The sequence below is a fragment of the Plantactinospora sp. B24E8 genome, from assembly GCF_039871735.1.
Taxonomy (GTDB): Bacteria; Actinomycetota; Actinomycetes; order Mycobacteriales; family Micromonosporaceae; genus Plantactinospora.
Genome location: NZ_JBDPMH010000009.1, coordinates 34971 through 49860, shown reverse-complemented (window position 1 = coordinate 49860; position 14890 = coordinate 34971). Strand labels below are relative to the sequence as shown.

The window sequence follows — 14890 nt, the reverse complement described above, 5'->3', positions numbered from 1 at the left end:
GATGGCGGCGCGAAACCTGACAGCGATGGGATGTGACCTGGCTCACCAGTTCCCGGTGAGTGGCTCCCCGGGTGCGGACCCGGCCCACTGGCGCGTCGCGCGTTCGAGCTTGCCGGGGTTCGCCTGGGCGTGGACGGCCGCGATGCCGTCGGCGGTCACGTCCAGCGAGAAGACTCCGGCGACCCGGTCACCGACCACCATCACCAGCGCGGGTACGCCGTTGGCGACCGCGGCGAACAGGTCGGGGCGACCGCCGATCATCTCCCACTTGGCCTCGCTGGGCGTGAACAGCGTGCGAAGGAACCTCGCCACCCGCAGCGCACCGGTGATCGGTTGAGGCACCGAGAAGACCACCCCGCCACCGTCGCCGATGCTGGTCGCGTCGTCGGTCAGCATCCTCACCAGCGAGTCGGTCCTGCCGCTGAGTGCCGCGGCCAGGAACTCCTCGACGATTTTGCGAGCCGCGGCCGCATCGACCGCCACCCGGCGCCGGTCGTCGGCCAGATGCTGCTTGGCCCGCCGGTAGATCTGCTGGCAGTTCGCCTCGGTGAGGTCGAGCACCTCGGCGATCTCGCCGTGCGAGTATCCGAACGCCTCGCGCAGCACGTACACGACGCGTTCCTTGGCCGAGAGCCGCTCCATCAGCGTGAGCATCGCGATCGAGACCGATTCACGCTGCTCGACGGTGTCGGACGGGCCGAGCATCCGGTCTCCGGCGAAGACCGGCTCGGGAAGCCACTGGCCCACATAGGTCTCGCGCCTGGCTCGCGCCGAGGTGAGTCGGTTGAGGCAGATGTTGGTGAGCACCTTGGTCAGCCATGCCTCGGGTGTCTCGATGAGCTCCCGGTCGGCGGACAACCAGCGCAGGAACGTGTCCTGCACCACGTCCTCGGCATCGTTCGCCGACCCGAGCAGGCGGTACGCGACCGCCTCCAACCGCGCTCTGGTCCCCTCGAACACCTCGACCTCGTGCGAACCGACCAGCATGGTTCCCAGTTAAGCATCCACGGCGGCGACGATGATCCTTCGTGAGACCGTCCGCCGGTTCGACGGACTGTCGGCCGTCGTGCGCAGCAGGACCACCACGCCATCCGCCACCCGGGGGGCGACGGATGGCGAAACCGTGTGGGCTCGGGCCGGGTTGTCGGGGCGTCACCGACGGTTCGGGGTGACGCCCACGACGATGTGGCCAGGTCAGGCGGGCCGACGTCCGAGGGTGGAGAGCGCCAGGTTGCCCTTGACTCGCAGGCGCGGATCGAGGAGCAGTTCCCGGAACGCGTCGATGTCCGCCGGTGCCATGCCGGCCCGGACCAGCTTCTCCCGGATGGCGCCGGCGGTGGCCCGGGGGAGCAGGCAGCCGTGCGTACCACCGGCCCAGGTGCTGGTGAAGCCCTCGGTCTCCGCCTCCAGACCCAGGTCGAGCAGGGCGCCGTGCACCCGTCGGCTCCAGCTCAGATCGTTGCCGGAGCCGCGCAGCGCCGCCTGGAAGGCGTCGTGGTACGCGCCGAAGAGCCGGTCGGCCTCGTCCGGGTCCGGGGCGGCGAGCACGCTGCTGCTCCAGCTTCCCTCGAACTCCTCGACCAGCAGTACGCCTCCCGGGCGTACCGCGTCGACGAGCTTGCCCAGCACGGTGAGCCGCTGTGGCAGGTGGCCGAGCAGCAGTCGTACGTGGATGAGGTCGAAGGTGCCCGGCAGCGGGTCGGTGACGATGTTGTGCTGTCGCAGCTCCACCCGGGGGTCGGCGGGACTGTGCTGCGGGTCGATGTCGGTGGCGATCACCTCTCCGTCCGGTGCGAGGTCGGCGATCGTGCTCGCGATGCTGCTGGCGCCGACGGCGACGACCAGGGCGCGGGCGTCCCGGGCGATTCCGGCCGAGCCGAGCCGCCGGGTGCTGAACGGGTCGTACAGGCCGGCCAGGTGGCGGAGCATGGCGTCCGCCTCGGTTTCGGCGTCCTGGAAGACGTACGTGGTCGACACGAATTCTCCTTGCGGGATGTCAGGCGGTGACGTGACGGATCCAGGGCGCGACCCGGTGTTCGACCGCGCCCAGGAGGTAGAACAGGCTGAGGCTGATGACGCCGAGCAGGGCCACCGCCGCGAACGCCTGGGCCGCGTCGGTACCGGCGTTCTGGATCACGAAGCCGAGCCCGGCGAGGGCGTTGAACAGTTCGGCGACCACGGCACCGATGACCGCGAGCGGCAGTGCGGTCTTGAGGCCGATGAAGATGTGCGGCAGCGCCGAGGGCAGCCGGATCTTGACGAACGTCGTCCAGCGTGACGCGCTGAGGGTGCGGGCGAGTTCGGCGAGGTCGGCCGGGGTGGAGGTGAGCCCGGTCGAGGTCGCCAGGGTGACCGGGAAGAAGCACATCAGCCAGACGAGGACGATCTTGGGTCCCTGGCCGAATCCGCCGATGGCGGCCAGCAGCGGCGCCAGGGCCGGTTTCGGGATGGCGCTGAGCATCAGCAACATCGGGTGGAGCGCCCGCTCGACGTTGCGGGACGCGGCAAGGGTGGTACCGACCAGGACCGCGGTGACGATGGCGAGACCGAATCCGGCGAGCGCCTCGCCCAGGGTGACCCACGCGTTCTCCAGCAGGTAGCCGGGCATCCGGGTGAAGACGGCGGCCACCGCCGGCGGCGCCGGCACGATGTAGGACGGGATCTGGAGGACCACCACCGCCGCCCACCAGGCCGCGACAAATCCGGCGACCCCCAAGACGGGGGGTACGACAACGGACAGCCGAGTCCGGCGGTGGTCGGCGGCGGGATCGTCCCAGTTGGGTGCCATGACGTCGGCGGGTTTCTACCCGATGAGGTCGGGCGAGACGATGTCGGTGGGCTGGATGCTGCTCGGGATCGCACCCGCGCCCTGCAGGATGGCGATGTTACGGGCGATGCGCCCCATGTCGAACTGTCCGATCGGGGTGCTGGCGATGCCCCGGACGTAACCGGTCATGCCCTTGAGTTCGGCGACCGCCGCCTCGGCCTTCTGGCCCTGGGTCTCCTTCTGGCTGGCGTAGATCTGGCCGGACTCGTCGGGGTGTTCGACCGAGTAGGTCAGCCCGCGCAGCAGCGCGGCGTTGAACCGGCGTACCAGGTCCGGCTTGTTCCGTGCGGTCTCGGCGCTCACCCCGATCGCGGAGCCGTGCAGATCGGTGAGGTAGTCGGTAAACGGCAGGGTGACGAGGGGTTCCTTCGCGAGCGCCTGGATCGACTGGACGGCCGGGACGAACTGGCTGATCGCGTCGACCTTGCGTTGGAGGAGCAGCGTCGGATGCTGCGGCGGGGCGGCGTTGACCCACTTGATCTTCGAGTCGTCGAAGCCGGCGAGCTTCGCGTACGTGGGGAAGAGGAGGTGGTTGATCCCGCCTGGAATGTACGAGAGTGTCTTGCCGGCGAGGTCACTCGCCGTCTTGATGCCGCTGCTCTCGAGTGCGACGAAGCATGCGAGGTTCCGCTGGTGCAGCACCGAGGTCAGGGTGAAGTTCGTGATCCCGCCCGGCCGGGTGTATTCGATGATCGCGCCGCTGACGTCGAGGGTGGCGAAGGTGGCCTGCCCCCCGGCCAGATTTTTCAGGTTCTCGGTGGTGCCCTTGCCCGGGAGGACCTGGACGTCCAGCCCCGCCTCGGCGAACCAGCCCTTCTGTCGGGCGACGAAGATCGGCGCCTCGCGACCCTGGAAGCCGGCGCCGGTCAGGATGGTGACCTTTTCCGTCACCGGTGTGCCGGCCTGGTCGCCTTCGCCGCCGCATGCGGTGAGCGCCGTGACGCTGGCTGCGGCGGTGCCGAGCAGGAGGCTGCGCCGAGTGATCGTCGGTGTGGGCATAGTTATCCTCACTTGGAAGACTTGGCAAACTTGGTAAGCAAAGTTTGGGCGTGACCTGGGGCTGAACCTGGGGTACCGCGGAACGAGGGGCCTTCCTGTCGCGAAAAAGCCTCCCTGCCGCCGTGGTTCCGACTCTTCCGGCGGATGGCTGTCGCGGGCAGTCGTGAACCGCGGGGGCAGGGAGGGAGGCGTCCGTGGGGCACGGCCTTGGTGCCTACGCAAGGGAGGCCCCGTGCCTCGCCAAGAGAACCTAGATTGCCAAGCAAACCAAGTCAACGGCGCTTACTACGTAGGCTTGTAAAGCCAGGTCAGGGCATGATCAGATGTGCGTGCCTACGCAAGGGAGCGCCATGCCTGAACCTGTTGTGCCGGTCTACCGCAGGATCATGCGGGAGATCGAAGAAAAAATCGAGAAGGGTGAATTGCGATCGGGAGACCGGTTGCCGTCCATCAGCCAACTGACCGAGCGATACCACTGCTCCGCCCCCACGGTGCGGCAGGCGATCGCCCGACTGCAGGAACGCGGCGTCCTGCAGGGACACCAGGGGCGTGGTGTGTACGTCACGCCCGCCCCGGGCTGAACCCGACGTCGGTCCCCCGCTCCGCTCCCTCCGGCCCGCAGACTCGTCCTGTGTGGTCGGAGGGTAACCCACCGCTCCGAACGCCACTGAACGATCATCTTACAGAGACGGACGGTATTTCCAAGATCCCGGGCCGTGAATTTTCCGGGTGACATGTTCCACTCAGGGTGGCCCAAAGCGGCGTCACGCGGGGCCCATCGACCCCGCGTGGCCACCGTACGGTCAGGACCGGCGGGCGGCGGCGCTCGCCCGTAGGGCAGGCTCCACCACGCCGGCGTAGCCGACGTGCCCGGCCCGGTTCGGGTGGTACGACTCGCCGATCGGGTTCGAGGTGCCGTTCAGCCACTCCACGTCGTCGCAGACCGCGTGACCGGTGAACGGGCCCCGGGCGTCGACGAAGGTGAAGCCGTGTGCGGTGGCCCGGGCCCGGATGGTCGTCGCGAGCAGATCCGCGGCGGCGTTCAACTCGGTCTGTTCGCCGGGGGAGATTCGGGCGATGATGTTGCACTCCTCGCCGTTGAAGAGCCGGGGATAGCCGACCACCACGACCCGGGCGTTGGGTGCCAGGGCCCGGATCCGGGAGTAGAGCTGGTCGAGTCGACCCGGCAGGGTGTTGCGGATCTGGGCCTCCGCGTTGTCGATCTGGGACCAGCAGTTGGTGGGCCAGGGCAGGGCGCACTGCACGATCACCGACGACCAGCCGATGTCGTTGCCGCCGACGGTGACCGTGACGTGGTTTGTCGCCGAGCTGAGGCTGCCGAGCTGGTTGTTGAGTACGCCGGAGACCGTCGCCCCGGCGCAGGCCGGGAAGGTGAGGGTGGCCCCGATCCGGGCGGCGGTGAGAGCCGGGTACGAGTGTCGGGACCGCTGGCACGATCCACTGTCCGGGTAGTATTCACGGGTTCCGGTGCCGGAGGCGTACGAGTCGCCGAGTGCGGTGTAGCTGCTCGCCGCGGCGTGGGCGGGTGCGGCGGTCAGGCTGACCGTCAGCGCGGTGACCATGGAAGTGGTGATGGCGGCGAGGACGTGGGCGGTACGGCGACACGGCGACATGGACGCTCCTGACACATCGGCGACAGTGGATGTCAGGCTGACAGATGCGCGGCCCGGGCGGAAGCGGTCGGCCAGGTGGGCCTTCCCTTTGGCCGGAGCACTCGGTATCAAGAGGTTGCGGGCGTATCGACGGAGGCCAGTGACGCACGTGACCCGGGTGGGCCGTCTCCCCGGGCCGGGAAACGGCCGACGGCGTCCGGCGAGGGGGGAGACGTGTCTGAGGTCGGCATCAGTCCACCACAGCCGGACGGCATCACCACCGCGATCGAGTTCGTCGCCGGACTCCGGCGGCTCCGCCTGTGGTCGGGACTGACGTACCGGCAGATCGCGGTAGGGGCGGACCGGTTGGGCACTGCCCTGCCGGCGAGCACCTTCGCGTCGGTGCTCAGCCGGTCGAGTCTGCCCCGTCGCGAGGTGGTTGCGATCTTCGCCCGGGTCTGTGGCCTGGACGAGTCGTCGGTGGCGCGCTGGGTCGAGGTGCGCGACGACGTGGCGGGTCGCGAACTGGCGGGGATCGGAGGGGCCGCGCCGGCACCGACCGGCGGTGAACCGACGACCACCGGCCCGTCCGGCGGTGGACCACCGGCCACCGGCCCGGTGGCCGGAGCGTCCGCGCCGACCCCTGACCTGGGCGGTGCCGGCCCGGCGGGCGGTGATCCGGGCGGTCTCGGACGTGCGGGCGGGCTGGGTGGCCCGACCGGGCCGGGTGACGACTGGGCGGTACCGGCGATGCTGCCCGCCGACATCCCCGACTTCACCGGCCGGAGGTCGATGGTGACCGCCCTGCGTGAACTGCTGGCCGGACCCGACCACGGCCAACGGACGGCGTTGACCGTCGGCGCCATCGCCGGGATGGGCGGCGTCGGCAAGACCACCCTGGCCGTACACGTCGGGCACCAGGTCCGGGACGGGTTCCCGGACGGCCAGCTCTACGTGAACCTGCGAGGCGCCGAGGCGGCGCCACTGGACCCGGCCGAGGTGCTGGCCCGGTTCCTACGGGCGGTCGGTGTGCCAGGACGGGCCGTGCCGGCCGACCCGGTGGAACGGGCCGAGCTGTACCGCAGCCGGTTGGCTGGCCGGCGGGTGCTGGTGCTGCTCGACAACGCGGCCTCGGTGGAGCAGGTCCGGCCGCTGCTGCCCGGTACCGCCTCCTGCGCGGTCCTGGTCACCAGCCGGGTACCGCTGACCAGTCTGCCCGCCGGGCTCCGGGTGGACCTGGCGGAGCTGACCGACGACGAGGCGGTCGCGATGCTGGCCCGGATCATCGGCGCGGGCCGGGTGGCGGGGGAGCCGGCTCAGGCCACCGGGATCGCCGGACTCTGCGGACACCTGCCGCTGGCGGTACGGATCGCCGGCGGCCGGTTGGCCGGTCGGCCCGGCTGGCCGATCGCCCGGTTGGCGAGCCTGCTCGGCGACGAACGGCGCAGACTGGACCGGCTCGCCACCGGCGACCTCGCGGTACGGGCGTCGATCGGGCTCAGCTACCACGGACTGGACGAGCCGGCCCGTCGGTTGTTCCGGCGGCTGAGCCTCTTCGACGTACCCGATTTTCCGGCCTGGCTGGCGGCGCTGCTGCTGGCCCGTTCGGTCGACGAGGTGACGGACCAGTTGGAGGCGTTGGTCGACGCCCAACTGCTGACCGTCACCGGCCCGGACCTGGCCGGGCAGCTCCGGTACCGGTTCCACGACCTGGTCCGGCTGTTCGGGCGGCGGGAGGCCGAGACACACCGGCTCACCGAGCGTCCGGCCGACGTCCTGCTGCGGGGTTTCGGGGGTTGGCTGGCGGTCGCGGAGGAGATGGCGTCCGGGGTGCCCGGGCCCTGCTACGCCCCGATCCACGGCGCGCTGCCCCGGCCCGGTGTCGACTGGTCGGAGCTGTACGCGCTGCGTACCGACCCGACCAGGTGGTTCGAGGCGGAACGACCGGCGTTGCTCGGCCTGATCCGGCAGGCCTGTCGACTCAGTCTGGACGAGGTGGCCTTCGGCCTCGCCGGCTGCCTGGAGAAGTACTTCGACGTCCGGGGCATGTACGTCGACTGGGCCGCGACGAACACCGAGGTGATGGCACTCTGCCGGGAGCGGGGCAACCTGCTCGGCGAGGCGGTGATGCTCCGGGGGCTGATCGACGTCAGCACCTGGACGATGGAGGACCAGGACGGCGCGGCGACCGCCGTCCTGCACCGGGACGCGTCCCGGCTGCTGGAGATGTTCACCCGGTTGAACCACCGTGCCGGCATGTCCGACGCCGCGGTGCTGGACGCCTGGGCCCGGGCCGCGATGGGGGACCAGGCCGGCGCGGTCGAGTCGGCCGGGTTGGCGCTGCGGCTGGCGGAGGAGTCGGCACACACCGGCGGTAAGGTCCGTGCCCACCTCGCCCTGGCGATGGCGCACGCCGAGCGGCGCGACTTCGACACCGGCGTCCGGCACCTGACCGGTGCGTTGCGGCAGGCCCGGGCGTTGGGCAACCCGCGGTGCGAGGCGACCGTGCTGCAGTTCGTCGGGATCGGACAGCGGGAACTCGGCGACTACCAGGCGAGTCAGCAGGCCCTGGACGAGTCGCTGGCGATCTGCCGTGCCCACCGGGACACCTACACGGAGGCACTCACCCTGCTCGCCCTGGCCCGGTTGTACCTGGTGCAGGGCGACCGGCGGGCCCGGGCGGCGGCCGAGGCGTCCCTCGCGATCGGCCGGCGACACACCATGCGGCACCATGTCGCCGAGGCACTCGGGCTGCTCGGCGAGATCGAACTCGCCGAGGGGCGTCCGACCCGGGCGATCGCCCATCTGGAGGAGTCGGTGGCGATCTGGCGTACCCGGGGATGGCTCTCCTTCCAGGCCGCCGCGCTGACCAACCTGGGGCGGGCCTACCTCAGCGCCGATGCCGGCGCCGCCCGGTCGGCGCTGACCGAGGCCCGGGAGATCTACCTGAACCTGGGCGACGATGCCCGGGTGGGCGAACTGGACGCGTTGCTGGACCTCGCGGCCGTTCAGGGCGCCGCCGAGGCGGGCGCCCGGAACACCACGACGACCCCGGCCTGACGGAGACCGCCTCCGCCGCGCCGCGCCGGTCCGGCTGAGGACGGGGTACGCCGTTCAGCCCGGTTGGTCCGGCGGGTCGGCGGCGAGCCGGCGGCCCAGCTCCGTCCCGCTGCCGTGCCGGAGACCCGACACCGGTTCCGACGGCGGCGGACGGCGGGCCGGACGCCGTATGACCGGTACGAGCACCGGGGCCGCCGCGGCTGCCCGTTGCTCCGCCGCGACCAGCTCCTCGACCGCGCCGTCCGGTACGTCCACCGGGCCGAGGTCGGCGGCGAACTGCTCGCGCCAGGCCGGATGCAGTCGACTCTGCAGCAGGTGCGTGCCGGAGATCCGCACCGGTGCCGGCCCGAGCAGGCCGACGATCGCCTCGGCCGCCTGCCGCCGCCGCAGCCACGCCCGCCGTTCCGCCTCGGTGAACCGCGGGCCCTCCCCGTGGACCCGCGTCATGGCGTCCGCGGCGTGCGCCTCGGCGGCGATCCGACGGACCCGCAGACCGAGCGGCGAGTTGTCGTCGACCTCCGGCGGGCGGTGCTCACCGGCCGTCGCCCGGTCCAGGGCCTCGACCAGCTCTGGGTAACCGTCGAGGCCGGTCTCGGCGGCGAGCCGGCGCGCCTGGGCGAGCAGGGCGACAAGCAGCCTTTCCTCGTCCGCGTAGGTCAACCGGGCCACCACGGTCGGTTCGGCCTGGGCCGGGAAGGCTCCGCTGGTGGGCGGCCCGGGCAGGGCCGGCAGGAACTGGGCGCTGGACAGTGCCGGGCGGAGCAGTTCACCGTGGAACGCGATGCCGAGTTCGGCCCGGAGGACGTCGAGTACGGCCGGGATGTCCTCGTCCGGATAGCGGGTGGTGTCCAGGGGCACCAGACCGGCGTCGCGCAGGGCCGGCAGGAACAGGTCCGGCTCGCGGCCGTGGCGGCGTTCCGGGCGGAGGGTGTCGTACCCGGTGATGACCGTCCCGTCGACAACGAGCGTGAACCGGGTGCTGTGGCCGGTGTGCCGCAGGGCCACCGCCCGGGTGCCGACGGAGAGCCGACGCAGCACCTCCGGACGTACGCCCTCGGGGCTGCGCTGCTCCTCGACCGCGAACGCCCAGCCGTCGACCCGGCCGACCCGGAGCACCGGAAGGAAGCCCTCGGTCCAGGAGTCCCGCAGCTCCCGGGCCTGCTCCCGGGTCCGGGGCGTGGCCTGCGCCGGGTCGGCGCCGAACCGGCGCAACAGCTCGGCCTCGTCGACGTCCGCGACGAAGGCGAGTCCGAAGTGGTGGTACCCGCCGAACCGGCCGGCCTCGGCGGCGGGTGGAAACAGTTGCCGCAGCCGGCGCATTGCCGGCCGTACCGTCGGTGGGGCAGGAGTTCCGGACTCGCGTGCCTCGGCGGCCAGGTCGAGCGGGGAGCGGGGCGCCGGATGCTGTTCCTGGACCAGTTCCCAGTGCAGCCGTACGCCGTCGGCCGCCGGATGCCAGTGCCGGACCGGCCGGTCCCGGTCCAGTCCGTCGGCGATGTCCGCCAACAGGTCGGCCAGGGACGGCCAGTGGCCGAAGTGGGTGACGTCGCCCTTGAGGTGTACGCCGACCGCCCCGTACGTGACGCCCGGCCGGCAGTCCACCACCAGCATGTCCACCGAGTTGGTCTTGCCGAACGGCACCCACTGCGGATGCCAGTACCAGCCGAGCAGCCCGTCGTCCTCGTCGTGGTGATCCTCGTCGTCGACGGTGGACATGCCGAGAGCGTCGGTTGTCGTCCGCCACCGGCGGGGGATCTCCTCCACCCGCATGAGCTGGTATGAACCGCCGAGGGTGAACGCGCCCGGCCCGTCGTCGGCCCCGTCGTGCCGGGCCAGCGAGGCGACCAGGTCCTCCGGGAAGGTCACCCCGATCGTCTGCTGGGCGGCCTCGACCGCCGCCGGGTCGGCGGGTGGTCGCAGTGAGGTGTACGTCTGCGGGGCGTTGCTCGCCAGCCACCGCTCGACCACCGCCCAGCTCTCGGCCACCTGCTCGGCGTTCATCCTCGCGCGTCCCCCGACAACGGTCATCGACTGAACCCACTTCCCGTCCGCCGCCCGGCGGAAGCGTATCGGGTCCGGCCACCGTCTGCGGTTCCCGCGACGGCGGCGGCATCCGGCCAGTGGCGGCGAACAGCCAGCGGCGGCGACCGGTCAGCGACCGCGACCGGTCGGCCGGCGGTCCCGTCCCGGGTGGTACCGCCGTGGAGGAGACGGTCCACGCCGGGACGGGTCGGTTCGGGGCGGCGTCAGCCGGTGGGGAGCAGGGTGCTGTCCCGGGTCCGCCGACGCCGGGGCTCCGCACCGCCGCGCGGCCTCGGCGTCTTCGGTACCTTCGCGGTCAGCCGGAACCAGAACGAGCCGTAGCCGGGCAGGGTGAGCTGGTACGGCCGGGCGCCGACCGGCGGGAACGGGGTCTGGCCGGTCAGCTCGACCGGTTGGTGACCGAAGAACCGGCTGTCCAGCGCGAGCTGCGCCGGTTGGGGACGCGCGGACAGGTTGTGCACACAGAGCACCACCTCGGCGCCCTCGTGTTCCTCGCCCGTGCCGTCGTACTCGCGCAGGAACGCCAGCACCGCCGGGTTCTTGCCGCCGAGGTCCCGGAACGAGCCGAGCGCCAGTGCCGGATGCCGCTTCCGTACCTCGATCATCTGTCGGGTCCACTGCAGCAGGGACGCCGGTTGTTCCATCTGCCGTTCCACGTTGACCGCCTGGTATCCGTACACCGGGCCCTGGTTGACCGGCAGGTAGAGCGCGCCGGGGTCGGCCTTGGAGAAGCCGCCGTTGCGGTCCGGGGACCACTGCATCGGGGTACGGACGCTGTTGCGGTCGCCGAGCCAGACGTTGTCGCCCATCCCGATCTCGTCGCCGTAGTACAGCACCGGCGAGCCGGGCAGGGACAGCAGCAGCGAGGTGAAGAGTTCGATCTGGTTCCGGTCGTTGTTCACCAGCGGCGCCAGCCGACGGCGGATGCCGACGTTGACCCGCATCCGCGGATCCTTGGCGTACTCGTTGTAGAGGTAGTCGCGTTCCTCGTCGGTGACCATCTCCAGGGTCAGCTCGTCGTGGTTGCGAAGGAAGGTGCCCCACTGACAGCCGGCCGGGATCTGCGGGGTCTGGGCGATGATCTCCGAGATCGGGTACCGCGACTCGCGGCGGACCGCCATGAAGATCCGGGGCATCACCGGGAAGTGGAACGCCATGTGGCACTCATCGCCGCCGACCGCCGGATCACCGTAGTAGTCGACCAGGTCGGCCGGCCACAGGTTCGCCTCGGCGAGCAGCACCCGCCCCGGGTACTCGTCGTCGACCATCCGGCGCAGCCGCTTCAGGTACGCGTGCGTCTCCGGCAGGTTCGCGCAGTCGGTGCCCTCGCGCTCGTACAGGTAGGTGATCGCGTCCAGCCGGAAGCCGTCGATTCCGAGTTCCAGCCAGAACCGTACGACGTCGAGCATCGTCTCCTGGACCGTCGGGTTGTCGTAGTTCAGGTCCGGCTGGTGGGCGAAGAACCGGTGCCAGTAGAACTGCTGACGTACCGGGTCGAAGGTCCAGTTGGAGGGCTCGGTGTCGCAGAAGACGACCGGCACCCCGGCGTACCCGGTGTCGGTGTCACGCCAGACGTAGAAGTCGCCGTACGGGCCGGTCGGGTCCTGCCGGGACTGGTGGAACCACTCGTGGGTGTCCGAGGTGTGGTTCAGCACGAGGTCGGTGATCACCCGGATGCCCCGGGCGTGCGCCTCGTCGACCAGGGTCAGGAAGTCGTTGAGCGTGCCGTACTCGGGGGAGATCCGCAGGTAGTCGCGGATGTCGTAGCCGCCGTCGCGGCGCGGTGAGTCGTAGAACGGGGGCAGCCAGAGGCAGTCCACACCCAGCCACTTCAGATAGTCCAGCTTGGAGGTCAGCCCGGGCAGGTCGCCGTGGCCGTCGCCGCTGGCGTCGTAGCACGACTGCACGAACATCTCGTAGAAGACCGCCCGCTTGTACCACTCCGGTTCGACCGGGAGTTGGCGTGCGCGACGGCGGGGCTGGGGTGCCGGCCGCTGGGCCGGCGACGGAGCGGTCTGCGCGGGCGGTGGGACCACCCGGTCGGCCAGGTCGGACATGGGCTCTCCTCCGGGTTGCGAGGGCGAAGTTCCCACGGGCACGTGGTGTGGGAGTCCGCGGAAACGCGGGGAGAGGTCACCGGCGCCGATGGCGGCGGCTCACCGCCGTTATACGGCGTCAAACGGGCCGGTCGATCAGCGGTGACGGCAACATACTTGTAACCAAGCCGACGGTTCGGCAAGTGCGGGTGCCGGAGACGTGAGGCCGATCCGGGCCGTGGGTGCGGGAGCGGCGGCCGGAGCGTCGGCGGCCCGGGCAGCTGATGCCCGTCCGGGCAGTGCGCACCATATATCCGTTACGGCGGGCGGTGCGTCGGTCGGAAATCTGACTGAACACCACCCGTTGTGCGGGTGATCCATGGTGGTTAAGCTCCTTGGTGCGCGCCCCAATCGCCCGCTTCCCCCGTGGCAGGCGATCGGGGCGCGTCCTATTTCTCGGCCATCCCTGTCGGCCCTCTTTCCGGCCAGCTCACGAGGGACCGGCTCAGATCCAGCGGTTGCCGAGCCACATCCGGGCGGACCACTCCGCGTACGGGATGACCTGCCCGACGAAAACCGGATAGAAGTACGCGAAGCAGATCGCGACCAGCAGGACGTACGTCCCGGCGACGATGGCACCGATCATGCGCCGATCGCTCACCCGGCTGTTCTCGCCGGAGTCAGGGGCAGCAGCGCCCGCCCCCTCCCCGGAGGACAGGCCGCCGCCCGCCGTCGGAGCGCGGACCGGTCCGGCGATCGCCCCCAGCACGTAGGTCACGGCGAGGACCAGGAACGGCACGATCGGGGCCAGGTAGAAGGAGAACATCGTCCGGTTGTCCAGCGCGAAGTAGAACCAGGGCAGCCAACCGGCGGCCACGATCAGCAGGATCGCCCCGGCCCGCCAGTCGCGGCGGGCGATGCCGAGCCAGACGAGCGCGGCGAGCGCCGGCAGGAACGACCACCAGAGCAGCGGGGTGCCCAGCAGCAGGACCTCGGAGGCGCAGGTCGCCGCGGCGCAGGCGCCCTGGTCGGAGTAGTGGAAGGCGACCGGCCGGCCGAGCAGCAGCCACTGCCACGGCCAGGACTGGTAGGGATGGGTGTCGTCGAGCTGGGCGTGGAACTTGAACGCCTCCACGTGGTAGTGGAACAGGTTCTGCAGGTCGCCGATGACCGGCGGGCTGGCGTGGCCGGTGTCGGCGAGCCAGTTCCGGAAGTAGCCGTTGTCGCTGACGAACCAGCCCGTCCAGGTGGCGAGGTAGGCGCCGACCATCAACACCCCGGCCAGGAGGAGCCAGCCGCCCTCGTCGAGCAGGGTGTCCCGCCACGGTCGACGTACGCCGGCGGAGCGGCGGGCACCGACCTCCCAGAAGATCACCAGCAGGGCGAACGCCGGCAGGAAGTAGAGAGCGCTCCACTTCACCCCGATCGCGCAGCCGAGCAGGACCCCGGCGAACAGCCGCCACCAGGGGACCGAGTCGGCGAGCCGGAACGGGGGCCGGTTCGCCCGGCCGGGCCGGCTCGGGTCGAGCCCGGACTCGACGGCGCGCAGCCAGCGCCGGCGCCGCTGGTCCCGGTCGAGCACCAGGGCGCCGAAGGCGGCCAGGACGAAAAAGCTCAGGAAGATGTCGAGCAGCGCGGTACGGGACAGCACCAGGTGGTAGCCGTCCAGCGCGAGCAGCAGCCCGGCGGTGCAGCCGAGCACGGTCGACCGGAACATCCGTCGGGCGATCCGCACCAGCAGCAGGACGGAGAGGGTGCCGACGATCGCCGCCGCGAACCGCCAACCGAGTTCGTTGTACCCCCAGATCCGCTCGCCGAGCGCGATCATCCACTTGCCGAGCGGCGGATGTACGACGTACGCGGCGGTGTTGTTCTGTTCGTCCCACTCGATGCCGCGCTGGAGCAGTTCCTGCGCCTCGGTGGCGTAGTAGACCTCGTCGAAGATCTTGCCCTTGGGGCTGCTCAGCCCGACCAGGCGCAGGATGCCCGCGATCAGTACGATCACGCCGGTGGCCAGCCAGGACCACGGGTCGAGCCGGGTCTCCAGCGGGGCCAACCGACGCCGGATGATCGCCGGCACGCCGGAGAGCGGACGGTCGGGCCGGTCGGCTCGGCTGGTCGCGGTCGGCCCTCCGCCGGAGTCGTGCGGGGTCGCCTCGGCCACCGGTTCCGCCGCCGTCCCGGCCTGCCCCGGGATCTCGGTCTGCGCTGTCGACGCCAGAGTCACCCCGTGATCGTAGGCTGCCATGGTGTGAATTGGGGCACGACGCTCGCGATATGCGATGACGCATGTCGATGGAAGGCTCGGAAGG

10 protein-coding genes are annotated in these 14890 nt (G+C 71.0%); 2 read left to right on the top strand and 8 right to left on the bottom strand.

The window, feature by feature from the left end; translation table 11 throughout:
* Positions 1-42: 42 nt before the first annotated feature.
* The 4 genes from sigJ to ABGB21_RS16085 all read right to left on the bottom strand — a co-directional run bounded on the left by sigJ (position 43) and on the right by ABGB21_RS16085 (position 3826).
* Positions 43-987: an RNA polymerase sigma factor SigJ gene (gene sigJ, locus ABGB21_RS16100; protein ID WP_347651737.1), complete on the bottom strand. Its 945-nt coding sequence runs from the start codon at positions 985-987 to the stop codon at positions 43-45.
* Positions 988-1194: 207 nt separating this feature from the next.
* Positions 1195-1977, bottom strand: a complete 783-nt coding sequence (locus ABGB21_RS16095; RefSeq protein WP_347651736.1) for a methyltransferase — start codon at positions 1975-1977, stop codon at positions 1195-1197.
* A gap of 19 nt (positions 1978-1996) precedes the next feature.
* On the bottom strand, positions 1997-2788 hold the full coding sequence (locus ABGB21_RS16090; RefSeq protein ID WP_347651735.1) for an ABC transporter permease: 792 nt from the start codon (positions 2786-2788) through the stop codon (positions 1997-1999).
* A gap of 15 nt (positions 2789-2803) precedes the next feature.
* Complete coding sequence (locus tag ABGB21_RS16085) at positions 2804-3826, bottom strand: ABC transporter substrate-binding protein (protein ID WP_347651734.1); 1023 nt, start codon at positions 3824-3826, stop codon at positions 2804-2806.
* Between the two features lie 350 nt (positions 3827-4176).
* Between ABGB21_RS16085 and ABGB21_RS16080 the strand changes: the two genes are divergently transcribed.
* Positions 4177-4407: a winged helix-turn-helix domain-containing protein gene (locus tag ABGB21_RS16080; RefSeq protein WP_347651733.1), complete on the top strand. Its 231-nt coding sequence runs from the start codon at positions 4177-4179 to the stop codon at positions 4405-4407.
* 222 nt (positions 4408-4629) lie between these two features.
* Here the strand turns inward: ABGB21_RS16080 and ABGB21_RS16075 are convergent, their stop codons facing one another.
* Positions 4630-5460 carry an SGNH/GDSL hydrolase family protein gene (locus ABGB21_RS16075; protein WP_347651732.1) on the bottom strand — a complete coding sequence of 277 codons (831 nt, stop codon included), beginning with the start codon at positions 5458-5460 and terminating at the stop codon, positions 4630-4632.
* A gap of 213 nt (positions 5461-5673) precedes the next feature.
* Here ABGB21_RS16075 and ABGB21_RS16070 point away from each other — a divergent pair, with 213 nt between their 5' ends.
* Positions 5674-8499, top strand: a complete 2826-nt coding sequence (locus ABGB21_RS16070; RefSeq protein ID WP_347651731.1) for a tetratricopeptide repeat protein — start codon at positions 5674-5676, stop codon at positions 8497-8499.
* Between the two features lie 54 nt (positions 8500-8553).
* On the opposite strand, the gene ABGB21_RS16065 is transcribed toward ABGB21_RS16070, so the two are convergent.
* From ABGB21_RS16065 to ABGB21_RS16055, 3 genes are all read right to left on the bottom strand, one after another.
* Positions 8554-10500 carry a DUF6461 domain-containing protein gene (locus ABGB21_RS16065; RefSeq protein WP_347651730.1) on the bottom strand — a complete coding sequence of 649 codons (1947 nt, stop codon included), beginning with the start codon at positions 10498-10500 and terminating at the stop codon, positions 8554-8556.
* 245 nt (positions 10501-10745) lie between these two features.
* Entirely contained in the window at positions 10746-12599 is a 1854-nt protein-coding gene (gene treS / locus ABGB21_RS16060) for a maltose alpha-D-glucosyltransferase (protein WP_347651729.1), read from the bottom strand.
* A gap of 484 nt (positions 12600-13083) precedes the next feature.
* Positions 13084-14826 carry a glycosyltransferase family 39 protein gene (locus ABGB21_RS16055; protein ID WP_347651728.1) on the bottom strand — a complete coding sequence of 581 codons (1743 nt, stop codon included), beginning with the start codon at positions 14824-14826 and terminating at the stop codon, positions 13084-13086.
* Between the last annotated feature and the right edge of the window lie 64 nt (positions 14827-14890).